Here is a 23,258-nt window from a genome sequence, read left to right as displayed (position 1 = left end):
CCCCTGAGCGGGGCGACCGACCAGCCCGTCAGACCTCTTCGACGCTGCTCGGCTCGCGCCGGGACAGGTCGATACCGAGCTCCTCCGCCGCGCGGAAGACGTCCTCGTCCGTGTCGCGCATCTCGATGGACATGCCGTCCGAGGAGAGCACCTCCACGTTGAGGCAGAGCGACTGCATTTCCTTGATGAGCACCTTGAAGGACTCGGGGATGCCCGGCTCGGGGATGTTCTCGCCCTTGACGATGGCCTCGTAGACCTTCACGCGGCCGGTCACGTCGTCGGACTTGATCGTCAGCAGCTCCTGGAGGGCGTAAGCGGCGCCGTAAGCCTCCAGCGCCCACACCTCCATCTCACCGAAGCGCTGTCCACCGAACTGAGCCTTACCACCCAGCGGCTGCTGGGTGATCATGGAGTACGGACCCGTCGAACGAGCGTGCAGCTTGTCGTCGACGAGGTGGTGGAGCTTGAGGATGTACATGTACCCGACCGAAACCGGGTCCGGGAACGGCTCACCGGAGCGGCCGTCGAACAGCTTGGCCTTGCCGGAGGGCTGGACCAGGCGGTCGCCGTCGCGGTTCGGGATCGTGGCCTCGAAGAGACCGGAGATCTCGTCCTCGCGCGCACCGTCGAAGACGGGCGTGGCGACGTTGGTGCCGGGGGCGACCTGGTCGGCGCCGATGGCCTGCAGGCGCTTGGCCCACTCGTCACCGAGGCCGGAGACGTCCCAGCCGCGGCTGGCGAGCCAGCCGAGGTGGATCTCCAGGACCTGTCCCGGGTTCATTCGGGACGGGACACCCAGCGGGTTGAGGATGATGTCGACCGGGGTGCCGTCCTCCAGGAACGGCATGTCCTCGATCGGGAGGATCTTCGAGATGACGCCCTTGTTGCCGTGACGGCCGGCGAGCTTGTCACCATCGGTGATCTTGCGCTTCTGCGCGACGTAGACGCGAACCAGCTGGTTCACGCCCGGCGGCAGCTCGTCGCCCTCTTCGCGGTCGAAGACGCGGACGCCGATGACCTTGCCGATCTCACCGTGCGGCACCTTCAGCGAGGTGTCGCGCACCTCGCGCGCCTTCTCACCGAAGATCGCGCGGAGCAGGCGCTCCTCGGGGGTCAGCTCGGTCTCACCCTTGGGCGTGACCTTGCCGACGAGGATGTCACCGGCGACGACCTCGGCACCGATACGGATGATGCCGCGCTCGTCGAGGTCGGCGAGGACCTCTTCGGAGACGTTCGGGATGTCCCGGGTGATCTCCTCCGGGCCGAGCTTGGTGTCACGGGCGTCGACCTCGTGCTCCTCGATGTGGATCGAGGAGAGGACGTCGTCCTGCACGAGGCGCTGCGACAGGATGATCGCGTCCTCGTAGTTGTGACCCTCCCACGGCATGAACGCCACGAGCAGGTTCTTGCCGAGCGCCATCTCACCGTTCTCGGTGGCCGGCCCGTCGGCGAGGACCTGGCCCTCGATGACCCGGTCGCCCTCGGAGACGACGACCTTCTGGTTGACCGAGGTGCCCTGGTTGGAGCGCGAGAACTTGGCGATGCGGTACGTGGTGTACGTGCCGTCGTCGTTGGTGACGGTGATGTAGTCCGCGGAGACCTCCTGGACGACACCGTCCTTCTCGGCCTTCAGGACGTCACCGGCGTCGGTGGCGCAGCGGTACTCCATGCCCGTGCCGACGAGCGGAGCCTCCGACTTGATCAGCGGCACCGCCTGACGCATCATGTTCGCGCCCATGAGGGCACGGTTGGCGTCGTCGTGCTCCAGGAAGGGGATCATCGCGGTGGCGACGGACACCATCTGGCGCGGCGAGACGTCCATGTAGTCGACGTCGTCGCCCGGGATGTAGTCGACCTCTCCGCCACGACGGCGGACCAGGACACGGGGCTCGGTGAACCGCATGTCCTCGGAGAGCGTCGCGTTCGCCTGGGCGATCACGAAGCGGTCTTCCTCGTCGGCGGTGATGTAGTCGACCTCGTCGGTGACCCGACCGTCGACGACCTTGCGGTACGGCGTCTCGATGAAGCCGAACGCGTTGACACGTCCGTACGAGGCGAGCGAACCGATCAGACCGATGTTCGGGCCTTCAGGGGTCTCGATCGGGCACATGCGTCCGTAGTGGGACGGGTGCACGTCACGGACCTCGAAGCCGGCCCGCTCACGGGAGAGACCACCCGGGCCGAGTGCCGACAGACGGCGCTTGTGGGTGAGACCCGACAGCGGGTTGTTCTGGTCCATGAACTGCGACAGCTGGCTGGTGCCGAAGAACTCCTTGATGGAGGCGACGACCGGCCGGATGTTGATCAGGGTCTGCGGCGTGATCGCCTCGACGTCCTGGGTCGTCATGCGCTCACGCACGACGCGCTCCATACGGGCGAGACCCGTACGGACCTGGTTCTGGATGAGCTCGCCGACGTTGCGCAGACGACGGTTGCCGAAGTGGTCGATGTCGTCGGTCTCGACGACGATCGTCCGGCCGGACTCGCCGACCGTCTCGGTCTCCCCGGCGTGCAGCTTGACCAGGTACTTGATGGTCGCGATGACGTCGTCGGTGGTGAGCACCCCGGCGTCCAGCGGCTCATCGGCGCCGAGCTTCTTGTTCACCTTGTAGCGGCCGACCTTCGCGAGGTCGTAGCGCTTCGGGTTGAAGTAGAGGTTCTCGAGCAGCGTCTGGGCAGCCTCGCGGGTGGGCGGCTCGCCCGGGCGCAGCTTGCGGTAGATGTCGAGCAGCGCGTCGTCCTGGCCCTGGGTGTGGTCCTTCTCCAGGGTGGCGCGCATGGACTCGTACTCGCCGAACTCCTCGAGGATCTGCTCGGTGGTCCAACCGAGAGCCTTCAGGAGAACGGTCACGGACTGCTTGCGCTTGCGGTCGATGCGGACACCGACCATGTCGCGCTTGTCGATCTCCATCTCCAGCCAGGCACCCCGGGACGGGATGATCTTGGCGGAGAAGATGTCCTTGTCGGACGTCTTGTCGATGGAGGAGTCGAAGTAGACACCCGGCGAGCGGACGAGCTGCGACACGACGACACGCTCGGTGCCGTTGATGACGAAGGTGCCCTTGTTGGTCATGAGCGGGAAGTCGCCCATGAAGACCGTCTGGGACTTGATCTCGCCGGTCTCGTTGTTGGTGAACTCGGCCGTGACGAAGAGCGGGGCGGCGAACGTGAAGTCGCGCTCCTTGCACTCGTCGATCGAGTTCTTCGGGGGCTCGAAGCGGTGGTCGCGGAACGTAAGCGACATCGACCCGGAGAAGTCCTCGATCGGTGAAATCTCCTCGAAGATTTCCTCCAGGCCGGACTTGGTGGGGACGTCCTGTCCACTGTCCAGAGCAGCCTCGACGCGAGCCTTCCAGGCGGCATTGCCGAGGAGCCAGTCAAAGCTCTCGGTCTGCAGCGCGAGGAGGTTCGGAACCTCGAGGGGCTCCTTGATCTTTGCAAAAGAGATGCGCAGCGGGGCGGTGCTGGCACCGTTGTTCGTATTCGCGGTCGAGGCGTTGCGCGAGGCGGCCAAGAGGGGGTCCTTCCGAGGGCTCGGACTCACTACGCGCGTACCGGTCCCAAGTTGGACACGGAGACAGAAATCCCAGGTCAGGGAGGATCGGCCATCGGTGCTCAAGCGTGGGCATGCCCCTGGTGACGGGCAGGAGGCAGCTAACAGGCAGCGCAAAGGGTCAGTGTAGCCAAACGGCACACTGATGTCCAGTCCGGGTTCTCAGAGACCCTTGTAGCTCGCAACAGCTGTTCTCAACACCTATGAATCGCCCTCGCGCGGGATGCGCTCTTCTTTACTGCCCTCTTCGTCATCGATCCATGCCTCGGATTCGGATCGATGTGACGACGCGTCCTGAGAATTGCGCGCCGCGTGCGGTTCGTCAAGGCCCCCCTGCCAGGACAGAGCCCCCGAGACCGTCACCCGCCGCCCCTCGGCATCGGCCGGCGGCCCCGAGAGGCGTACGGCGAAGATCACCATACTCGTCAACCACGGAAGAGCAAGGCAACCGCCTCGGGTACGCCGAAGGGCGACCACCCGTACGGGTGGTCGCCCTTCGCGACGTCCGTGCCGTGCGGCACGAGCAGTCCGGACGAGTCAGAGGACTCGCAGGGTCACTTGACCTCGACCGAGGCGCCAGCGGCCTTGAGGGAGTCGGCAGCCTTCTCGGCGGCCTCCTTCGCGACCTTCTCGAGGACCGGCTTCGGGGTGCCGTCGACGAGGTCCTTGGCCTCCTTCAGACCCAGGGAGGTCAGCTCACGCACGACCTTGATGACCTGGATCTTCTTCTCGCCGGCGCCGGTGAGGATGACGTCGAACTCGTCCTGCTCCTCGACGGCCTCGGCGGCGGCAGCGGCGCCACCGGCGGCGGCAACGGCGACCGGAGCGGCAGCCTTGACGTCGAACTTCTCCTCGAACGCCTTGACGAACTCGGAGAGCTCGATGAGGGTCAGGGTCTCGAACTGCTCGAGCAGCTCGTCCTGGGACAGCTTCGCCATGATGGCGTCCTTCCACTAAGTCGGCAGGTGCCGGGTGTATATGAAGGCGGGCGTACGGGCCCGCTGCGAGCCGTGGGGCGGAGTGTTACTCCGCCACCTCGGCGTCGGCGGGAGCCGGCGTACCGGCACCGCCCTGCTCGACCTTGGCGCGAAGAGCGTCCGCGGTGCGGACGAACTCCGACAGCGGGGCCTGGAACGTCGCCGCGGCCTTGGCCATCGACGCCTTGATTCCACCGGCCACCTTGGCGAGCAGAACCTCGCGGGACTCGAGGTCCGCAAGCTTCTTGATCTCATCGGCGGACAGCGCCTTACCGTCAAGGACACCGCCCTTGATGATGAGGTTCGGGTTGTCCTTGGCGAAGTCACGAAGACCCTTCGCCGACTCCACCGGGTCACCGGTGACGAAGGCAACCGCCGTCGGGCCTGCGAACAGGTCGTCCAGCGTGTCGATCCCGGCCTCGTTGGCCGCAATCTTGGTCAGCGTGTTCTTCACCACGGCGTACTGGGCGTTCTCACCGAGCGAACGGCGCAGCTCCTTGAGCTGTGCCACGGTGAGACCCCGGTACTCGGTCAGCACGGCGGCGTTCGAGCTGCGGAACTGGTCCGCGAGCTCGGCTACCGCGGCAGCCTTGTCGGGCCTTGCCATGAGCGTCGGCCTCCTTCCGGGTGATGAGGACCGCTCAGAAGGGGCCGGGAAAGACGAACGCCCCGGCACAAGTGCCAGGGCGTAGCTCCACCGGACAGAGTCCGGGAGCTTTCCACAGTCACCTGCGCAGGTCGTCCGCACTCAACGGATCCTTCGGTCACTGCCCCCTCTTGCGAGAGTGCAGCAACGACCAGCGGTCTTTGGCTTCTGGAGGAGAATACGCGACCGGGGTCGCGCCGAGCAAATCCGTCCCGGTTCGGGCGGTGCGGGAGGTTTAGGACGCGCCCGCGGTGCTGTTCCTCTGCTGCTCCACGAGCCTCTGGAGGACGACCACGTCAGCACCGCTGCCACCGCGACCGACAGTCCCACGCGTCGCGCGGTACTGGTCCTCCTGTCCGCTCCACACCTCGTTGGACCGTCGCCCCGCGCCGGCGCGGGGCGACGGCTGCTCGTGCGCACGGATACGGGGACGGACCCCGCACCTCGAAAGGTTGCGGGGCCCGTCAATGTCACACGTGACACGGCTGCCGTACGAGCACGGAGGCTCAGACGGCGGCCGGGTCCTCCTCGACGAGGAGGTTACGGGTGCGGTTGGCGTCCAGCGGGATGCCGGGGCCCATCGTGGTGGCCAGGGTGGCCTTCTTGATGTAGCGGCCCTTGGCGGCGGACGGCTTCAGACGGAGGATCTCCTCCAGCGCCGCGGCGTAGTTCTCGACCAGCTTCGTGTCATCGAAAGAGACCTTGCCGATGATGAAGTGCAGGTTCGAGTGCTTGTCGACGCGGAACTCGATCTTGCCGCCCTTGATGTCGTTGACAGCCTTCGCGACATCGGGGGTGACCGTACCGGTCTTCGGGTTCGGCATCAGACCACGCGGACCGAGCACGCGGCCGAGACGGCCGACCTTGCCCATGAGGTCCGGAGTGGCGACGACGGCGTCGAAGTCCAGACGGCCCTTCGCCACCTCGTCGATGAGCTCGTCGGCGCCGACGATGTCGGCGCCCGCGGCTTCCGCGGCCGCAGCACGGTCACCGGTCGCGAAGACCAGGACCCGGGCGGTCTTGCCGGTGCCGTGCGGGAGGTTCACGGTGCCACGGACCATCTGGTCGGCCTTGCGCGGGTCTACACCCAGGCAGAACGCGACCTCGACGGTGCCGTCGAACTTGGTGGTGGCGGTGTCCTTGGCGAGACGGACGGCCTCGAGGGGGGCGTAGTTCCGCTCCCGGTCGATCTTGGCGTCCGCAGCGCGGAGGTTCTTGCTGCGCTTCACTTCTGCTCCTGTGGTTTCAGGTGTGGAGGCGTGGTGCGGGCCAGCGCTTGGCCCTGCCACTGAAGGACTACGGGGCTGATCAGCCCTCGACCGTGATGCCCATCGAACGGGCGGTGCCGGCGATGATCTTCGACGCGGCGTCCAGGTCGTTGGCGTTCAGGTCGGGCAGCTTGACCGTGGCGATCTCGCGGACCTGGGCGCTCGTGAGCTTCGCGACCTTGGTCTTGTGCGGCTCGCCGGAGCCCTTGTCCACACCCGCGGCCTTGAGGATGAGCTTGGCGGCCGGCGGGGTCTTCGTCACGAAGGTGAAGGAGCGGTCCTCGTAGACCGTGATCTCCACCGGCACGACCATGCCACGCTGCGACTCGGTCGCGGCGTTGTAGGCCTTGCAGAACTCCATGATGTTGACGCCGTGCTGGCCGAGCGCGGGGCCGACCGGCGGGGCCGGGTTGGCCGCACCGGCGTTGATCTGGAGCTTGATAAGCCCCGTGACCTTCTTCTTCTTGGGAGGCATTGCTCTCTCCGGGTCCTAGTGAGAGTTTTTCGCCGTCATCCGGTCATCCGGATGCAGGCATACCGCACAACGATAACGGGTATAGCTGCGCGACCAAAAACCGAGCAGGTCAGAGAAGCTGTGAAGCCTCTCTGACCTGCTCGGTAGGCATGTGTCCAGAAGTCGGCGGAAACCGCTAGTTCTTCTGGATCTGGTCGAAGCTGAGCTCGACCGGGGTCTCGCGGCCGAAGATCTCGACGAGGCCCTTGACCTTCTTCGAGTCGGCGTTGATCTCGTTGATCGTCGCCTGCAGCGTCGCGAACGGGCCGTCGGTGACGGTGACCGAGTCGCCCACCTCGAAGTCCAGTACCTGGACCTCGACCTTGCGGGACGGGACGGGCTTGCCCTCGGCCTCCGCGGCCTCGCGGGCGGCCTTCTCCTCGGCCTCAGGGGCGAGCATCTTGACGATCTCGTCCAGCGTCAGCGGGTACGGGTCGTAGGCGTTGCCCACGAAACCGGTGACGCCGGGCGTGTTGCGGACGACGCCCCAGGACTCGTTCGTCAGGTCCATGCGCACCAGGACGTACCCCGGGAGCTTGTTCTGACGGACGTTCTTCCGCTCGCCGTTCTTGATCTGGACGATCTCTTCCTCGGGCACTTCGGCCTGGTAGATGAAGTCCTCGACGTTGAGCGAGACAGCGCGCTGCTCCAGGTTGGCCTTCACACGCTTCTCGTAACCGGCGTACGTGTGGATGACGTACCACTCGCCGGGGAGACCGCGGAGCTCGTCACGGAGCGCGGTGACGGCGTCGACGGGAGCGGCCGGCTCAGCCTCTTCCTCGACCTCCTCGGACGCGCTGTCCTCGTCCTCGGAGTCGGTAGTCTCATCCTCGGAGTCGGTCTCGTCCTCGACGTGCATGGCGGCCTGCTCGGCGGGCTCGCCCGCGGCGGCGTCGCCGGCTTCGGCCTGGTCCGGCTCCACAGCGTCCGCCGCCTCGACGATCTCGACCTCGTCCTCGGCGGACTCGACGGCGCCCGCCGTCGAGTCGACGGTGTCGTTCAGGTTCGGGTCAGACACGGTGGCTGCTTCTTCCTGGATACAAATGGGTGGAACATGCGAAAGAGGCGCCCTGGGGGCGCCCTCCGCGGGATCAGCCGAAGACGTACTTGATGACCCGCTGGAATCCGAAGTCAATCACGGTAACGAGACCGATCATGACGACGACGAAGACAATCACCACGGACGTGTACGTCGTCAGCTGGTTGCGAGTCGGCCAGACAACCTTGCGCAACTCGGCGATGATCTGGCGGTAGAACAGCGCGAGACGGCCCAGAGGACCCTTCTTGCCGCGCTTGCCGCCCTTCCGAGTCTTCTTCTTCGACTCGGGCACTTCATCCTCAGCATCAGGCATGTCGATGGAGCCCACGGCGTCCGTCACGCTTCTCACCTGATTCCGGGTCATGGCCGTGCCGCGCCCGGTGGAGCCGCACGGCGATGCATTGAAGTACGTACATGCGCACACATCCTGGCGAAGGAGTGTGTAGCAGGGCCGGAGGGACTTGAACCCCCAACCGCTGGTTTTGGAGACCAGTGCTCTACCAATTGAGCTACGACCCTTTGTGGTTTCCACCAACCTACCGCATCTTTCCCCGTACCCCGGGTGCAGCAACGGTGTGGCTGGTGAAGGCCAACGACAGGTGAGTGTACGTGCTCAGCGGCCCGGCGTCGAACAGATAGCTCCCGACAACTCGTGGCCGCATCGTGTCCGCATGCTGTCCGAGTCCTGTCCGGTCCCTGAAACCCATGCGCCGACCGGGATCGAGGTCTGGGACCATGGGGCCCATGAGCGCTGCAACTTCTCCCTCCGAGCGCCGGGTCTCCGCCCGCATCGGTGCGATCTCCGAGTCCGCCACCCTCGCCGTCGACGCCAAGGCCAAGGCTCTCAAGGCCGCCGGCCGTCCGGTGATCGGCTTCGGTGCCGGCGAGCCCGACTTCCCGACCCCCAGCTACATCGTCGACGCCGCGGTCGAGGCCTGCCGCAACCCGAAGTACCACCGCTACACCCCCGCCGGCGGCCTCCCCGAGCTCAAGGCCGCCATTGCAGAGAAGACGCAGCGCGACTCCGGTTACGAGGTCGACGCCTCCCAGATCCTGGTGACCAACGGTGGCAAGCAGGCCATCTACCAGGCGTTCGCCGCGATCCTCGACCCGGGCGACGAGGTCATCGTCCCGGCGCCGTACTGGACCACCTACCCCGAGTCGATCCGTCTCGCCGGCGGTGTCCCGGTGGACGTCGTGGCCGACGAGACCACCGGTTACCGGGTCTCGGTCGAGCAGCTGGAGGCGGCGCGCACCGAGCGCACGAAGGTCGTCCTGTTCGTCTCCCCGTCGAACCCGACCGGTGCGGTGTACAGCGAGGCCGACGCCAAGGCGATCGGCGAGTGGGCCGTCGAGCACGGCCTGTGGGTGCTGACCGACGAGATCTACGAGCACCTGGTCTACGGCACCGCGAAGTTCACCTCGCTGCCGACGCTCGTGCCCGCCCTGCGCGACAAGTGCATCGTGGTCAACGGTGTCGCCAAGACGTACGCGATGACCGGCTGGCGCGTGGGCTGGCTCATCGGCCCGAAGGACGTCGTCAAGGCCGCGACCAACCTGCAGTCGCACGCCACGTCCAACGTCTCCAACATCGCGCAGGTCGCCGCGCTGGCCGCCGTCTCCGGGAACCTGGACGCGGTCGCCGAGATGCGGACCGCCTTCGACCGCCGCCGGCAGACCATCGTGCGGATGCTGAACGAGATCGACGGCGTGCTGTGCCCGGAGCCCGAGGGCGCGTTCTACGCCTACCCGTCGGTGAAGGCGCTGCTCGGCAAGGAGATCCGCGGCAGGCGCCCGGCCACCTCGGTCGAGCTGGCGGCCCTGATCCTGGACGAGGCCGAGGTCGCGGTCGTTCCGGGCGAGGCCTTCGGCACCCCGGGCTACCTGCGGCTGTCGTACGCGCTGGGCGACGAGGACCTCGTCGCGGGCGTGTCGCGGATCCAGAAGCTGCTGGGCGAGGCGAAGGCCTGATCGGCTTCGGACACGCGAACGGGTCTCCGGTGAAATCCGGAGACCCGTTTATGCGTTCAGGCAACACTCGTTCGGTGACTCGGGCTGCCTGATCCGAGAACTTTACGGCAGGATCTTCGAGTGACTCCTCCCCCTTCAGCAGGGGGCTTCTCACTTGGCCTACTGTGCGGCCTCATGACGTACGAGCCCTGCCCGGCGCCCTAGCGGCACAGGTCGGAGCGTAACAGTTACGGAGGGTAATTGGACGCCGTTCGCAACCTTCACCTGCTGCCCAAGGCCCATCTGCATTTGCATTTCACCGGGTCGATGCGGCCCACGACACTGCTCGAACTCGCCGACAAGTACGGCGTACGCCTGCCGGAGGCACTGACCGGCGGCAAACCGCCCCAGCTGCGGGCCACCGACGAGCGCGGCTGGTTCCGCTTCCAGCGGCTCTACGACATCGCCCGGTCCTGTCTGCGGGCGCCCGAGGACATCCAGCGGCTGGTGCGCGAGGCGGCCCAGGAGGACGTCGCCGACGGCTCCGGCTGGCTGGAGATCCAGGTCGACCCCACCTCGTACGCCCCGCTGCTCGGCGGGCTGATCCCGGCGATCGAGATCATTCTGGACGCGGTGGACGCCGCCGCCCGCGAGACCGGGCTCGGGATGCGGGTGGTGATCGCCGCGAACCGGATGAAGCACCCGCTGGACGCGCGGACGCTGGCCCGGCTCGCAGTGCGCTACGCGGACCGGGGCGTCGTCGGCTTCGGGCTCTCCAACGACGAGCGGCGCGGGATGGCGCGCGACTTCGACCGGGCCTTCGCCATCGCCAGGGAGGGCGGCCTGCTGGCGGCCCCGCACGGCGGCGAGCTGGCCGGTCCGTCGAGCGTGCGGGACTGCGTGGACGACCTCGACGCGGCCAGGATCGGCCACGGCGTACGGGCCGCCGAGGACCCGCGGCTGCTGCGCAGGCTGGCGGAGCGCGGGGTGACCTGCGAGGTGTGCCCTGCGTCGAACGTGGCACTGGGCGTCTACGAGAAGCCGTCGGACGTACCCTTGCGCACTCTGTTCGAGGCCGGGGTGCCGATGGCGCTCGGCGCGGACGACCCGCTGCTCTTCGGGTCCCGTCTCGCCGCGCAGTACGACCTCGTACGGCGCCACCACGCGTTCACGGACGAGGAGCTGGCGGAACTGGCGCGGCAGTCGGTACGGGGGTCGGCGGCGCCGCCCGACGTACGGGAGCGGCTCCTCTCCGGGATCGACGACTGGCTGGCGAAGCCGGCCTGACAGCGCAAGGGCCGGGAGACGGGCCCACGCGAGCCCGCACCGGCCCGGCTACACCCCGATTCCGTACAGCACCGTCCGCGCCACGGACGCGGCAAACTCGTCGAGTGACTGCGGCGGCCGGCCCTCCTCCGTCGCGTCGTACGCGAACGCGCGCTGGACGCAGGCGCCGAGGAGCAGCGACGCCGCGGCATAGGTGTCGGCGCCGGACCGGACGCGGCCGGCGGACTGTTCGCTGCGGAGGTAGCCGGCGACGCCCTGGATCGGCAGGTGCGGGCCGGTGCCGAGCTCGCGCATGACCGCGTCGTGACGGTGCTTGAGCCGCGGCTCGGCGTACAGCGAGGCGGCGATCGGGAAGCTCTGGGCATAGAACAGTGCCGCCTCGCGAGCGATCTCGGTGAGGTTCTCCTCGACCGTCCGCTCCCCCGCCGCCGGGTCGGCGGTCAGCCGTCGCAGCAGCGGGTTGAGCTTGGGCAGCCGCTCCTTGAGCACGGCCACGAACAGCTCCTCCTTGCTCGAGAAGTGCTTGTAGAGCGCCGCCTCCGAGCAGCCCGCGGCCCTGGCGATCTCCTTGGTGGTGGCCCGGACCAGGCCGATGGTGAGCATCAGCTGGTGGGCGGCGTCGACGATGCGGACGCGGGCCGGCTTCTGCTCCATGTGCACTCCAATGAAGCTTGACGAGGTGGTGAGTATCCACTCACTGTAGGGGTGAGTGAATACTTACCCACCCCGGGAGGGTGCGCAATGAGGATCACAGTGTTCGGTGCGACGGGCGGTGTCGGCCAGGAGATCGTCCGCCAGGCGGTGGCGGCGGGCCATGAGGTGACGGCGGTGGTCCGTGATCCGGCGCGGCTGCCCGTCCCGCTCTCCGGTGTACAGGTCCACGCAGCGGCGCGCGTCGACGATCCGGAGGCGCTGCGCGAGGCGGTCGCGGGCCGGGACGCGGTGCTCTCCGGGCTCGGCTCGCGCGGCCGGAAGGCCGACGGTGTCACCGAGCGGCTGACCCGGTCGGTGCTGGCGGCGATGGAGACCGAGGGGACGCGGCGGCTGCTCGTGGTCAGCGCGGCCCCGGTCGGCCCCCGGCCGGCCGACGACCCGCTGGTGGACCGGATGCTCCACAGGGCGGTCGGGGCGATCCTCAAGGAGGTCTACGCGGACCTGACGCGGATGGAGGCCGCGCTGGCCCGGAGTGCGACGGACTGGACGTCCGTACGGCCGCCGAAGCTCACCAACGGGCCGCTGACGGGGAAGTACCGGACAGCCTTCGGCAGCAGCCCCCGCGGCGGCCGGACGATTTCACGGGCCGATGTGGCACACGCGATGCTGGCACTGATCGACGATCCGGCCGCGGTGAAGCAGGGCGTGGGCGTGGCGTACTGAGCCACGCGTCTTCTACAGGCTCACGCCGACCGTCACGGGTTCGTTGACGAGCGTGACGCCGAATGCCTCGTGCACCCCGGCGACGACCTCACGGGCGAGCGCGAGGAGGTCCTCGGTGGTCGCGCCGCCGCGGTTGGTGAGCGCGAGGGTGTGCTTGGTGGAAATGCGGGCCGGACCCGTGCCGTAGCCCTTGGTGAAACCGGCCTTGTCGATGAGCCAGGCCGCGGAGGTCTTGGTGCGTCCCCCGTCCACGGGGAAGGCGGGGGGCGTCACTTCGGGGCCGAGCCGGTTCCTGGCGCGGGCGAGGAACGCCTCGTACTCCGCCTCCTCCAGGATCGGATTGGTGAAGAAGGAGCCGGCCGACCAGGAGTCGTGGTCCTCCGGGTCAAGCACCATACCCTTGCCGGCGCGGAGCCTGAGCACCGTTTCGCGGGCGGCCGCGGCGGGCACGCGCTCGCCCTGCCCGACACCCATGGCGCGGGCCGTTTCGGGGTACTTCAGGGGGGCGGACAGACCGCCCGCTTCTTCCAGCTCGAAGCGGACACGCAGCACCACGAAGCGGTCGGGTTCGGCCTTGAAGCGACTGTGCCGGTACGAGAATGCGCACGCGGCGTTCGGGATGGTGACCGTTTCGCGCATGTACCGGTCGTAGGCGACGACCTCCGTGATGGTGGAGGAGACTTCCTGGCCGTAGGCGCCGACGTTCTGGATCGGTGTCGCACCGGCCGAGCCCGGGATTCCGGCCAGGCACTCGATGCCCGCGAGCCCGGCGTCGACGGTGCGGGCGACGGCGTCCGTCCAGACCTCTCCGGCGGCCAGTTCCAGCGTCGCACCGTCCAGGGCGAAGCCCTCGGTCGCGATGCGCAGGGCGGTGCCGTCGAAGCCCTTGTCGCCGATGACGAGGTTGCTGCCGCCGCCGATGACGAGGAGTGGAGTGCCGCTCTCGTCGGCCTCGCGCACGGCTTCGATCACCTCGGCATCGGTCGTCGCCGTGAGGAGGCGGGCGGCGGGGCCGCCGAGCCGGAAGGTGGTCAGGGGGGCGAGGGGCGCGTCGTGGAGTTCCTGCACGGGGACAAGAGTACGGTCCGTACTCCCGCCGCTCGGGCGGGACCACGGACCGTACGCACGGGGCCGCGGATCAGGCGGCGACGGACATGCGCTCCCCCGCCGTCCCGTCCGCCGTCTCCGGCGCCGGGGCCGAGGCGTGGCGGCGGCCCGGGATGAGCAGGGCGACCAGGGCGGCCAGCGCCACCACGCCGGCGCCTATCCACACCGCCGGGACGGTCCCGTCCGTGAAGGACCGCGCGGATTCGTACCCGCCCTGCGAGGAGAAGACCGTGGCGAGCACGGAGACCCCGAGGGCTCCGCCCACCTCGCGCAGGGCGTTGTTGGCGCCGGAGGCGATGCCCTGCTCGGCGGGACGGACGCTGGACATCACAAGGCTGGCGGCGGGCGCGAAGTACATGGCCATGCCGACGCCTCCGACGATCAGACCGGGCAGCTGCGAGGCGTACGAGGCGTCGGGGGCGATGACCAGCGCGAAGAGGGCGAGCCCGGCCACGACCACCGGGCGGCCGCCGAAGCGGTCGGAGAGCACCCCCGCGACGGGTGCGACCAGCATCGGCATACCGGTCCAGGGCAGCATCCGCAGGCCGGCCTCGGTGGGCGAGTAGCCCAGCACGCCCTGGAGGTACTGGCTGAGCAGGAAGATCGACCCGAACATCCCGAGGAACATCAGCAGGCCGGCCATGTTGATCCCGAAGAAGGCGCGGCTGCGGAAGAGCCGCATGGGCAGCATCGGGTTCTTCGCGTGGAAGCCGTGGTGGATGAACCCGCCGATGAGCGCGGCACCGGCGACCAGGGCCGTGAGGACGGAAGGGCTGGTCCAGCCGTCGGAGTTGGCGTTGACCAGGCCGTAGACGATGCCGAAGAGTCCGCCGCTGACCAGGAGTGTGCCGGGGATGTCGAGCCGCGAGTCCGGCGCGTACGACTCCGCCAGACGCAGTCGCGCCAGGGGGAGCAGCGCCAGGCCGATCGGGACGTTCAGCCAGAAGATCCACTGCCAGGACAGGTGCTCGGTGAGGCTGCCGCCGATCAGGGGGCCACTGGCCACGGCCAGTCCGGTGACGGCGCTGAAGACGCCGAGCGCGGTACCGCGACGGGCGGGTGGCACGGCGGCCGTGAGCAGGGTGAGCGTCAGCGGCATCATGATCGCCGCGCCCACGCCCTGGACGGCCCGGAAGGCGATCAGCTCGTTGATCCCGGGAGAGAGTGCGGCCGCGGCGGAGGCCCCGGTGAAGACGGTGAGCCCCGTGAGGAAGAGCCGGCGGCGGCCGAACCGGTCACCGAGGGCGGCCCCGAGCATCAGCAGGACGGCGAAGGTGAGGGTGTAGGCGTTCACCGTCCATTCGAGCTCCGCCAGTTCGCCGCCGAGACTCTTGCGGATGGAGGGCAGGGCGGTGGTGACGACGAGGTTGTCGAGGGCCGCCATGAATCCGGCGACGCTGGTGATGACGAGGGCCCAGACCGCTCCTGAGCGGCCTGTCGTGTGTTGGTCCACTGCTCCCCTGGGGGTTAGTTATCAATGACTAACTTCTCTCGGCAGAAAACCGGGCGGAACCCGGGTCGCACTGTTCAGGCGATCGGCCTGGCCGATTCATAGAACCCCGACCAGATCCGGTGACCGGCCGGGAAGCCGAGCGAGGTCAGCGTGTTGACGAGCATGCCGTACGCGAGGAACGTCGTCGTCTCACTGACATCGGCGCCGAGCGCGAGATGGATCTCGTCCCACATCTGCAGCCAGCCGGCGCGTGTCGACTCGCCGAACTCATGATCCCCCGAGGCCTCGGCCGCCGCGACGGCCGCGTACATCTGCATCTGCATGAGCAGCTTGTCCGGGTCGTCGACGATCAGACGCTGATACGCGACGGCCATGGCGTGCAGCGCCTCTTCGCCCTCAAGTCCTTCGGCCGCATCGGAGAAGACCTTCCGGGTGTCCGCGAGACAGCGCTCGGTGGCGGCGAGGAACATGGCCTGCTTGTTGGGGAAGAGGCGGAACAGGTACGGCTGCGAGACACCGACCCGCTTGGCGATCGCCTGGGTGGAGGTGGCGGCGTAACCGCCCCGGGCGAACTCGGTGATCGCCGCACGAATGACGCTCTCGCGCCGCTCTTCCGCACTCATCCTTGCCATGCCGATGAAGTTAGTACTCAATCACTAACTTCGTCAACCGGTGCGCCGGGAGGGCATGCGCAAGGGGCACCGCCCCACGGACAGCGCCCCTTACGCCACACTCAACGGCTTCAGCCGAGCCGCACCACGGCGCGGGACATCCCCAGCACCTTCTTGCCCTCACTCATCGCCGTCAGGTCCACCCGCACCTGCTTGTCGTCCAGCAGGGCCGCCACCTTGGCGCTGACCTCGATCACCGCACCCTTGTCGTCGTTCGGCACGACGACCGGCTTGGTGAACCGCACCCCGTACTCGACGACCGCACCCGGGTCACCGACCCAGTCCGTGACCACCCGGATCGCCTCGGCCATGGTGAACATGCCGTGCGCGATCACATCCGGCAGCCCGACCTCGAGGGCGAACTTCTCGTTCCAGTGGATCGGATTGAAATCACCGGAGGCGCCCGCGTACTGCACCAGCGTCGCGCGGGTCACCCGGAAGGACTGCGCCGGCAGCTCCGCACCGACCTCGACCGACTCGTAACTCACCTTCGCCGTCATCACGCCTCCTCGGCGGCGCGCGCCACCAGCTTCGTCCACGCGGTCACGACATGCTCGCCGGCCTCGTCATGGACCTCGCCACGGATGTCGAGGATGTCGTTGCCCGCCATGGACTTGACGCCCTCGATCGTCGAAGTGACCGTCAGCCGGTCCCCCGCCCGCACCGGACGCACATACGCGAACTTCTGGTCACCATGCACCACACGGCTGTAGTCCAGGCCCAGCTGCGGATCCTGCACCACCTGCCCCGCAGCCTTGAAAGTGATCGAGAAGACAAAAGTGGGCGGCGCGATCACATCGGAATGCCCGAGTGCCCGGGCCGCGGCCGGATCGACGTACGCGGGATTGGCGTCTCCCACCGCCTCGGCGAACTCACGGATCTTCTCCCGGCCGACCTCGTACGGCGCGGTGGGCGGATAGGTCCGCCCGACGAAGGACTGGTCGAGCGCCATGGGCTCGCTACCTCCTGATGAAAGACGAAAAGGCCGATGAACAATCCTGCAAGGGACAGTCCCATACAACGACACGAGGCCGCCCCCAGTGGGGACGGCCTCGTGTACGAGCCTGATTCAGCGGGTTTCGCGGTGCGCAGTGTGCGAGTTGCAGCGCGGGCAGTGCTTCTTCATCTCAAGACGGTCCGGGTTGTTACGCCGGTTCTTCTTGGTGATGTAGTTCCGCTCCTTGCACTCCACGCAGGCCAGCGTGATCTTCGGGCGGACGTCGGTGGCAGCCACGTGAGTGCTCCTTGGACGGACGGATGGACGGGTGAACGCAAAAAAGAGTAGCCGATCGAAGGACCGACCCCACAATCGGCTACCGTAAGTAGCGGTGACCGGACTTGAACCGGTGACACAGCGATTATGAGCCGCTTGCTCTACCGACTGAGCTACACCGCTTTGATGACGGATCCCCCCGCCGTGAGGCGGGGTTCTCCGATCACCAGAGCCCCAATACGGAATCGAACCGTAGACCTTCTCCTTACCATGGAGACGCTCTACCGACTGAGCTATTGGGGCGAGCGATGAAGACATTACACGGTCCTCCGCCGATCGCCCAAATCCGTTTCGGAGCCCCCCGCCGAAGCGATGACCGGCCCCGCCCCGATCCTCTGACCGGCCACCGATCCACGGCCTTCGGACGGCCCGGCCAGGAGCCCGACCGGCGGCCGGAACAGGCGCCTGATCAGCAGCTCGACCGGCGACGTGATCCACGCGCGGCCGGTCCCGGAACGACCACCGCGCCGGACCCTCCCAACCACCCCGCACACCTCACGAGGCCACGCCGGTACGACTATTTCCCTCCTGCTCGAACCGGGACGAACACACCCCTAGGCTCGACTCACTCTGCGTGATCTTGTCACCCTCCCAGGAGCGCGATGCCCGACAGACGGCCGCGGCAGCCCGACGACCACGCCGACGCCACCACCGAAGCCAACGCCCTGATCCTGTGCGGCGCCCGGCTCACCGACGGCCGCATCGTCGACGTACGGCTCGGCGGCGGCCGCATCGAGGCCGTCGGCACCACGGGCAGCCTGACCGCCCCCGGCGCCCGCGTCGACCTGCGTGGCTATCTCCTGCTTCCCGCCCCCGCAGAACCCCACGCCCACAGCGACACCGCATTCACCGCGGACAGCACCGGACCCGACAGCTCCGGACCCGCCTCGCACCACCCCGAGGACATCCAGCGCCGCGCCACCGAAGCCGCCCTGCTGCAACTCGGCCTCGGCGCCACCGCCCTGCGCTCACACGTACGGATCGGGGACGTCACCGGACTCTCCGGCCTCGAAGCAGTACTCCAGGCGCGCCGCTCCCTGCACGGCCTCACGGAACTGACCCCGGTCGCCGTACCCCGCCTGCTCACCGGAGTCGCGGGCGCCGACAGTCTCTCCATGCTGCGCGACGCGGTGAAGACAGGAGCCGGCGTGATCGGCGGCTGCCCCGAACTCGACCCCGACCCGGCCGGATACACCGAAGCCGTCCTGGAGATCGCCGCCGAACACCACTGCCCCGTCGACCTGCACATGGACGGTGCCGACCCAGCCCGCCTCGCCCGGCTCGCCGCCATGGCCGCCGGACACCGGCCCGGCGTCTCCATAGGCCCGTGCGCCGGCCTCGACCGGCTCCCCCCGGAAACCGCGACCCGCACCGCCGATCAACTCGCCGCCGCCGAAGTGACCGTGATCTGCCTCCCCCAGGGCGGCTGCTGCGGCGCAGAACGCAGGGGCACCGCCCCCGTACGGCTGCTGCGCGCCGCCGGAGTGCGCGTAGCAGCAGGCAGCGGGGCACTGCGCGACGTGGCGAACCCGGTGGGCCGCGGAGACCCGCTGGAGGCCGCCTACCTGCTCGCCTCACAGAGCGGCCTGCGCCCCGAGGACGCATACGACGCCGTCTCCACGAGCGCCAGGAAAGCCATGGGACTGCCCGAGATCCGCGTCGAGGCGGGCTTCCCCGCCGAACTCCTCGCCGTACGGGGCGAAGAGCTCTCCGGCGCGCTCTCGCTCGCGTACAGCCGGATCGTCGTGCACCGCGGACGCGTGGTGGCCCGCACCAGCGCGGTCCGCGAGTACTGCGACTCCGAGACCGTCGTCGCACTCGATCTGCCCCGCCAGGCCCGTCCTGGCCCCGGGCCGGACGGCGGATCCTGAGCGGGGCGGCGCGGCGCGGCGTACGGTCGTGACTATGCGCATTGTCATCGCAGGTGGACATGGTCAGATCGCGCTGCGGCTGGAGCGGCTGCTCACTGCGCGCGGAGATGAAGCGGTCGGCATCACCCGCAGCCCGGAACAGAGCGAGGACCTCCGGTCGGCAGGCGCCGAACCGGTTGTCCTGGACCTCGAGTCGGCCTCCGTGGAGGACCTGGCCGAGGTGCTGCGCGGCGCCGACGCCGCGGTCTTCGCGGCCGGCGCGGGCCCGAACAGCGGTACGGCCCGCAAGGACACGGTGGACCGCGGCGCGGCAGTCCTGTTCGCGGACGCGGCGGAACGCGCGGGCGTACGGCGCTGCATCGTGGTCTCCTCCATGGGCGCCGACCCGGACCACCCGGGCGACGAGGTCTTCGACGTCTATCTGCGGGCCAAGGGCGCCGCCGACGCGTACGTACGCTCCAGGACCGCACTCGACTGGACGATCCTGCGCCCCGGAATGCTCACCGACGACGCAGGCACCGGGCAGGTCCTGCTGGCAGTCTCGACGGGGCGCGGAACGGTACCGCGTGACGACGTTGCGGCGGCGCTGCTGGAACTGCTGGACACCCCCGCGACCGCGGGACTGACCCTGGAACTGATCTCGGGGAACGTGCCGTTGGCAGTGGCGATGAAGGACGTCGCGGGGAACTGAGCGGGGCGACGAGGGAGGAGCGCAGAGCCCGAACGCCCCCCGCTCTCCCTCGTACGAAGTTCCTTCGGTCGAACGGGTGACCATCCACCGCCCGCGTCGTTGATCCTCCCGACGGCCCGTAAGCCCCGCCGGGAGGAGGACCCATGCGTCGCTCTGCGGCCCTGATCCGCACAGCCACCTGCCGCGTCGCACGCGGCCTCCGCAAGGACACCAAGGGCTCCGCTCACAGTCGCGCGGATCCGCTGCCGTCCGCCCTCGTTGCCGTCAGGACTGCCGTCACTGCCGCTGTCGCAACGGCTCCGGAGGGCGCATTGAGCCCGCTGGGTTCGGGCAGCTCGGAAAGCCAGCCACCGCTCACGGTCCACTCCTGAGGCCGCGCCTGCGTGGTTGCTGCTGTCACCGTCTCCTGCGGTCGCGGGGCGATCCGTAGCGGTGCAGTGTGGAAGGCGTGGGCTCCAGGCAGGGACGTGCGGGTCTCGGGCAGCCGTGGCAGCCAAGCCACCTGCTGCTGCTGATTCCTGTTGTGCTCATCGTGGTGATCACTGCCGCGGATCTCGCGAGTGGGCCAAACATCGTTCTCGGCCCCCTGCTGGTGGTCGCGCCCGCGCTCACCGCGTGGTTCGCGGGCCCCTGGACGACAGGTGGCATCGGGGTCCTGGCCATGGCGGGTGAGGCGGTCAGCGGCTGGCACACCGGAGCGCTGTCCTCGCGGAACGTGGTGGTGGAGATGATCGCTATCGCGGTGATCACCTCGTTGATCGTGTTCCTGTGTGCGGTGCGCGACCGGCACGCACGCCAGATGGCCCGGGTCCGGTCGGTCGCCGAGGCCGCCCAGCGGGTGCTGATGTGGCCGCTGCCGAGCCGGCTCGGCCCGCTGCGGCTCGCCTGTGTCTATCTGGCTGCCGAGGAGGAGGCCGATGTCGGCGGCGACCTGTATGCCGCCGCCCGCACCGACAACGCGGCCCGCGTGATGATCGGCGACGTGCGGGGCAAGGGCCTGCCCGCCCTGGGCGAGGCCGCCCTCCTGCTCGGCGCCTTCCGCGAGGCCGCCCACCAGCACGCCTCCCTGCCCGATCTGGCCGCTTCCCTGGAACGGAGCATGACCCGCTACCTCGCCGACTTCGAGCCGGAGGGCGAGGCGGGAGAACGCTTCGTGACCGCTCTTCTGGTCGAGATCGCCGACACCGAGCCCCTGGTCCGCATGACCAGCTGCGGTCACCCGGCACCCCTGCTGCTCGGCCCGGACAACACCGTCCACGTGCCCCGCCTCCACCCCGGGCCCCCACTTGGCGTCGGCGTCACGGATCCCGACAACCACGTCGTCGATGTCCTGCCCTTCGGCCCTGGGGACACGCTGGTCCTGTACACCGACGGTGTCATCGAAGCCCGTGACCAGAACGGCGTCTTCTACCCGTTCGCGGAACGCGCAGCCCAGTGGACCGACCAGCCTCCCGAGGCGCTGCTCCACCACATCGAACGCGACCTGCTCGCCCACACCGGCGGACGCCTCGGCGACGACGTCGCCCTCCTCGCCATCCGCCGGGCCCGCATCCCGCACCCGGACCACCACCTTCAGCGCGTCCAGCGCGACACGCCGGCGTCAGCGGGCAGCAGCTGTGGGACATAGCCGCCGAGGGCCTGGTCGAGATCTACTTCCGTGACCGCGGCCGTCGCGCGCATGGTCTGCTGGTGGAGTTCACCGACATCGGCCTCGTGGTTCCCCCGTTGCCTCTGTCCGATCGGGCACGCAACGGGCACGCAGGGCTCGGCATTCCGCTCGTACCGCTGTCGATCTTCGCCTTCTTCCGCTCCGTCATGGGGGCGTAGTTCGTGGTATCGCGTCCCGACGTACGCGGCCTCCACCGCGCTCCCACCCCCAACCGACCCCCGACTCCCATCCCGTACGCCGACGACCCACACACCGTGGAGCAGGCGTCGTTCATGGCGGACGGGATGAAAGCTCCCCGCGCACGCCACGATGGACCCGCAGTCGGAAGCGGCGCCCCCTCATCCCGGTGCCGGCCGGTCCTCCGCCGGAGGCACTGTTCCGACCTCGGCTGTGCCGTCTCAGTCCAGCCCCGGCCTGGTCTCCGTCCCCTTGTGGGCGCGGGCGGGCGACGGCGCGCCGCCCTGGTGACGAAGGCAAGGAGGGCGGCGCGGCGGCGACCGACCGGCGCCGCCGGGCTGTGCGCGGCACCTCCGATCCTCGATCGGCCTGTTTGCAGTTCAGGAGGCCGGGAGCGATGGCGAGCGAAGCGAGCTCTCGATGGAGGAGAGAAACTCTTACCGCGCTCGCACAGTGACGGCTTTCAAGAACACTGCGATTGGAGCGGCTTGACCTCGCAGAGGCAGAAGCCGTGTCCCTCCTCACGCGTCGTCTCCATGATCTTCGCCATGCCGGGGTTTCGTTCTGGCTGAGTTCCGGCGTGGACCCGATGGAGTGCGCCCGGCGGACGGGGCACACGATCGCAGTCCTCTTCCGCGTCTACGCGAAGGTGCTGGCACCGACGCAGGAGCGAGCCAACCATCGGATCGATGCGGCGCTGCGTGAGTGGAACGAACCGGAGTGAGGATGCCACCTGTCCCCCCGGCAGACAGGTGGGAGACACGGCCTGATCAAAGGCGGGACACCGGCGATACGAGGTGAGACAAGCCGCCCGTTTCGGCCTCCTCCCTCAGGCACATCCGGAGCATGCAGAAACCCCCGCTGATCTGCTGTGTTAACAGGTCAGCGGGGGTTTCCCGTTCTGTGGCGGCGCCAGGGTTCGAACCTGGGTAGGCTGAGCCGGCAGATTTACAGTCTGCTCCCTTTGGCCACTCGGGCACACCGCCTCGAACGACGCGTCGGAACCTCGTTGAACGGGGCTCCTTGGCGACGACGTAAACGATACCTGATGCCCCGGGGTGCTCCGCCACCTGATTGATCAGTGCTCATGGCCGTGGGCGATGGCTAGGCTTTACGTCGTTCCCCCAAGCATTCGACGCAAGGAGCCACACGTCATGGCCGACTCCAGTTTCGACATCGTCTCGAAGGTCGAGCGGCAGGAGGTCGACAACGCCCTCAACCAGGCCGCCAAGGAGATCTCGCAGCGTTACGACTTCAAGGGCACGGGCGCCTCGATCTCCTGGTCGGGCGAGAAGATCCTGATGGAGGCGAACGGCGAGGAGCGGGTCAAGGCGATCCTCGACATCTTCCAGTCCAAGCTGATCAAGCGGGGCATCTCGCTCAAGTCGCTGGACGCGGGCGAGCCGCAGCTGTCCGGCAAGGAGTACAAGATCTTCGCCACGATCGAGGAGGGCATCTCCCAGGAGAACGCCAAGAAGGTGGCGAAGATCATTCGCGATGAGGGCCCGAAGGGTGTCAAGGCGCAGGTCCAGGGCGACGAGCTGCGGGTCAGCTCGAAGAGCCGGGACGACCTGCAGGCCGTCCAGGCGCTGCTGAAGGGCCAGGACTTCGACTTCGCCGTGCAGTTCGTGAACTACCGGTAGGTCCGTCTCCCGGTCGTCCGTCCGGGCGCGGGTGGGGCAGGCCGGGAGAGGTGCGCCGGCCCGCCTCGCATCCCATCGGACGTACTGTCCGA

General features: G+C 68.4%; 23 protein-coding genes, 4 tRNA genes and 2 pseudogenes. 10 read left to right on the top strand and 19 right to left on the bottom strand.

The features are described 5' to 3' along the window. Window positions 1–28 precede the first annotated feature (28 nt). The 9 genes from rpoB to AB0I23_RS03950 all read right to left on the bottom strand — a co-directional run bounded on the left by rpoB (window position 29) and on the right by AB0I23_RS03950 (window position 8,516). Entirely contained in the window at window positions 29–3,514 is a 3,486-nt protein-coding gene (gene rpoB / locus AB0I23_RS03990) for a DNA-directed RNA polymerase subunit beta (protein WP_359106584.1), read from the bottom strand. A gap of 240 nt (window positions 3,515–3,754) precedes the next feature. Further along, entirely contained in the window at window positions 3,755–3,973 is a 219-nt protein-coding gene (locus AB0I23_RS03985) for a hypothetical protein (protein ID WP_359106582.1), read from the bottom strand. A 134-nt stretch (window positions 3,974–4,107) separates the two neighbouring features. Beyond that, a complete protein-coding gene (rplL, locus tag AB0I23_RS03980; RefSeq protein WP_267003023.1) occupies window positions 4,108–4,491 on the bottom strand; it encodes a 50S ribosomal protein L7/L12 in 384 nt (127 codons plus the stop codon). Between the two features lie 85 nt (window positions 4,492–4,576). Continuing rightward, window positions 4,577–5,137 (bottom strand): 50S ribosomal protein L10, encoded by a 561-nt coding sequence (rplJ, locus tag AB0I23_RS03975; protein ID WP_037687992.1) that lies wholly within the window; start codon window positions 5,135–5,137, stop codon window positions 4,577–4,579. Window positions 5,138–5,682: 545 nt separating this feature from the next. After that, window positions 5,683–6,405 (bottom strand): 50S ribosomal protein L1, encoded by a 723-nt coding sequence (gene rplA / locus AB0I23_RS03970; RefSeq protein WP_359106580.1) that lies wholly within the window; start codon window positions 6,403–6,405, stop codon window positions 5,683–5,685. Between the two features lie 79 nt (window positions 6,406–6,484). After that, window positions 6,485–6,919, bottom strand: a complete 435-nt coding sequence (rplK, locus tag AB0I23_RS03965; RefSeq protein ID WP_030914099.1) for a 50S ribosomal protein L11 — start codon at window positions 6,917–6,919, stop codon at window positions 6,485–6,487. Between the two features lie 175 nt (window positions 6,920–7,094). After that, window positions 7,095–7,976, bottom strand: a complete 882-nt coding sequence (gene nusG, locus AB0I23_RS03960; protein WP_359106577.1) for a transcription termination/antitermination protein NusG — start codon at window positions 7,974–7,976, stop codon at window positions 7,095–7,097. A 73-nt stretch (window positions 7,977–8,049) separates the two neighbouring features. Continuing rightward, window positions 8,050–8,337, bottom strand: coding sequence for a preprotein translocase subunit SecE (gene secE, locus AB0I23_RS03955; protein WP_037687986.1), 288 nt, complete (start codon window positions 8,335–8,337; stop codon window positions 8,050–8,052). Window positions 8,338–8,443: 106 nt separating this feature from the next. Then, window positions 8,444–8,516, bottom strand: a tRNA-Trp gene (locus AB0I23_RS03950). A 225-nt stretch (window positions 8,517–8,741) separates the two neighbouring features. Here AB0I23_RS03950 and AB0I23_RS03945 point away from each other — a divergent pair. Next, window positions 8,742–9,968 (top strand): pyridoxal phosphate-dependent aminotransferase, encoded by a 1,227-nt coding sequence (locus tag AB0I23_RS03945; protein ID WP_359106575.1) that lies wholly within the window; start codon window positions 8,742–8,744, stop codon window positions 9,966–9,968. A gap of 240 nt (window positions 9,969–10,208) precedes the next feature. Then, window positions 10,209–11,234, top strand: coding sequence for an adenosine deaminase (locus AB0I23_RS03940; RefSeq protein ID WP_359106573.1), 1,026 nt, complete (start codon window positions 10,209–10,211; stop codon window positions 11,232–11,234). Window positions 11,235–11,282: 48 nt separating this feature from the next. Here the strand turns inward: AB0I23_RS03940 and AB0I23_RS03935 are convergent, their stop codons facing one another. Beyond that, complete coding sequence (locus tag AB0I23_RS03935) at window positions 11,283–11,888, bottom strand: TetR/AcrR family transcriptional regulator (RefSeq protein ID WP_359106572.1); 606 nt, start codon at window positions 11,886–11,888, stop codon at window positions 11,283–11,285. A gap of 87 nt (window positions 11,889–11,975) precedes the next feature. Here AB0I23_RS03935 and AB0I23_RS03930 point away from each other — a divergent pair, with 87 nt between their 5' ends. Next, window positions 11,976–12,611 (top strand): NAD(P)-dependent oxidoreductase, encoded by a 636-nt coding sequence (locus AB0I23_RS03930; protein ID WP_359106569.1) that lies wholly within the window; start codon window positions 11,976–11,978, stop codon window positions 12,609–12,611. Between the two features lie 12 nt (window positions 12,612–12,623). Here AB0I23_RS03930 and AB0I23_RS03925 read toward each other — a convergent pair whose 3' ends face one another. From AB0I23_RS03925 to AB0I23_RS03890, 8 genes are all read right to left on the bottom strand, one after another. Further along, entirely contained in the window at window positions 12,624–13,679 is a 1,056-nt protein-coding gene (locus tag AB0I23_RS03925; protein WP_359106567.1) for a UDP-N-acetylmuramate dehydrogenase, read from the bottom strand. Window positions 13,680–13,749: 70 nt separating this feature from the next. Next, a complete protein-coding gene (locus tag AB0I23_RS03920) occupies window positions 13,750–15,171 on the bottom strand; it encodes an MFS transporter (protein ID WP_359106566.1) in 1,422 nt (473 codons plus the stop codon). A gap of 74 nt (window positions 15,172–15,245) precedes the next feature. Next, window positions 15,246–15,794, bottom strand: a complete 549-nt coding sequence (locus AB0I23_RS03915; protein WP_359106934.1) for a TetR/AcrR family transcriptional regulator — start codon at window positions 15,792–15,794, stop codon at window positions 15,246–15,248. A 119-nt stretch (window positions 15,795–15,913) separates the two neighbouring features. Continuing rightward, on the bottom strand, window positions 15,914–16,342 hold the full coding sequence (locus AB0I23_RS03910) for a MaoC family dehydratase (protein WP_359106564.1): 429 nt from the start codon (window positions 16,340–16,342) through the stop codon (window positions 15,914–15,916). Beyond that, window positions 16,342–16,794 (bottom strand): MaoC family dehydratase N-terminal domain-containing protein, encoded by a 453-nt coding sequence (locus AB0I23_RS03905; protein ID WP_359106562.1) that lies wholly within the window; start codon window positions 16,792–16,794, stop codon window positions 16,342–16,344. Before AB0I23_RS03905 ends, AB0I23_RS03910 begins: the two co-directional genes overlap by 1 nt. A gap of 117 nt (window positions 16,795–16,911) precedes the next feature. Continuing rightward, a complete protein-coding gene (gene rpmG / locus AB0I23_RS03900) occupies window positions 16,912–17,076 on the bottom strand; it encodes a 50S ribosomal protein L33 (protein ID WP_003956487.1) in 165 nt (54 codons plus the stop codon). A gap of 89 nt (window positions 17,077–17,165) precedes the next feature. Next, a tRNA-Met gene (locus tag AB0I23_RS03895) sits at window positions 17,166–17,238 on the bottom strand. A 47-nt stretch (window positions 17,239–17,285) separates the two neighbouring features. After that, a tRNA-Thr gene (locus tag AB0I23_RS03890) sits at window positions 17,286–17,358 on the bottom strand. Between the two features lie 359 nt (window positions 17,359–17,717). On the opposite strand from AB0I23_RS03890, the gene AB0I23_RS03885 reads away from it, so the two are divergent. The 6 genes and pseudogenes from AB0I23_RS03885 to AB0I23_RS03860 all read left to right on the top strand — a co-directional run. Continuing rightward, window positions 17,718–18,986, top strand: a complete 1,269-nt coding sequence (locus tag AB0I23_RS03885) for an amidohydrolase family protein (protein WP_359106561.1) — start codon at window positions 17,718–17,720, stop codon at window positions 18,984–18,986. Between the two features lie 34 nt (window positions 18,987–19,020). Further along, window positions 19,021–19,677, top strand: coding sequence for an SDR family oxidoreductase (locus AB0I23_RS03880; RefSeq protein WP_359106559.1), 657 nt, complete (start codon window positions 19,021–19,023; stop codon window positions 19,675–19,677). A 448-nt stretch (window positions 19,678–20,125) separates the two neighbouring features. Beyond that, window positions 20,126–21,304 (top strand): PP2C family protein-serine/threonine phosphatase, encoded by a 1,179-nt coding sequence (locus AB0I23_RS03875; protein WP_359106557.1) that lies wholly within the window; start codon window positions 20,126–20,128, stop codon window positions 21,302–21,304. Beyond that, a pseudogene (locus AB0I23_RS03870) lies at window positions 21,280–21,384 on the top strand (telomere-protecting terminal protein Tpg); the annotation flags it as partial. The gene AB0I23_RS03875 and the pseudogene AB0I23_RS03870, both read left to right, overlap by 25 nt. After that, window positions 21,367–21,504: a hypothetical protein gene (locus AB0I23_RS03865; protein ID WP_359106956.1), complete on the top strand. Its 138-nt coding sequence runs from the start codon at window positions 21,367–21,369 to the stop codon at window positions 21,502–21,504. The pseudogene AB0I23_RS03870 and the gene AB0I23_RS03865, both read left to right, overlap by 18 nt. A gap of 512 nt (window positions 21,505–22,016) precedes the next feature. Then, window positions 22,017–22,247, top strand: a pseudogene (locus AB0I23_RS03860) (site-specific integrase); the annotation flags it as partial. 180 nt (window positions 22,248–22,427) lie between these two features. On the opposite strand, the gene AB0I23_RS03855 reads toward AB0I23_RS03860, so the two are convergent. Further along, window positions 22,428–22,509, bottom strand: a tRNA-Tyr gene (locus tag AB0I23_RS03855). 168 nt (window positions 22,510–22,677) lie between these two features. Between AB0I23_RS03855 and AB0I23_RS03850 the strand changes: the two genes are divergently transcribed. Then, a complete protein-coding gene (locus tag AB0I23_RS03850; protein ID WP_030926258.1) occupies window positions 22,678–23,166 on the top strand; it encodes a YajQ family cyclic di-GMP-binding protein in 489 nt (162 codons plus the stop codon). The last annotated feature ends 92 nt before the right edge of the window (window positions 23,167–23,258 follow it).

This window comes from Streptomyces atratus, assembly GCF_040655115.1.
GTDB lineage: Bacteria > Actinomycetota > Actinomycetes > Streptomycetales > Streptomycetaceae > Streptomyces > Streptomyces atratus_D.
Note: the sequence above shows the minus strand (reverse complement) of the source record. Positions and strands in the feature narration are given on the sequence as shown.